This window comes from Bacillus sp. SIMBA_031, from assembly GCF_046535225.1.
GTDB lineage: Bacteria > Bacillota > Bacilli > Bacillales > Bacillaceae > Bacillus > Bacillus velezensis.
This window is the reverse complement of record NZ_JAWRXC010000707.1, coordinates 1-234: the sequence shown is the minus strand read 5'-3', so window position 1 is coordinate 234 and position 234 is coordinate 1. Positions and strand designations below refer to the sequence as shown.

The following is a 234-nucleotide window of genomic DNA, read 5'->3' as shown; positions in this document are numbered from 1 at the left end:
ATTTTCCTTCGGTGTGCGACGCCCTACGGGCTCCGAATATCGAATGGAGTGACCGGCGAGCGTAGCGTGTCAGAGTTGCGCAAGGCCGCCGTCAACGGCAACCTCGCTGGCGGTCATGAAACTGCTGTCCGGCGACGCGAGAAAGGCGGCCGCCGCTGCGATCTCTGCCGGATCGGCCATGCGCTGGAGCGGAGTCATCGAGGCGAAGACCTTCTGGCCTTCCTCGCCTAGCGC

General features: G+C 64.5%; 1 protein-coding gene. It reads right to left on the bottom strand.

The annotated features are described in order from the left end of the window. Positions 1-69: 69 nt before the first annotated feature. Positions 70-234: SDR family oxidoreductase (locus SB724_RS21910; protein ID WP_410573194.1), on the bottom strand; the 165-nt coding region annotated here is incomplete at its 5' end.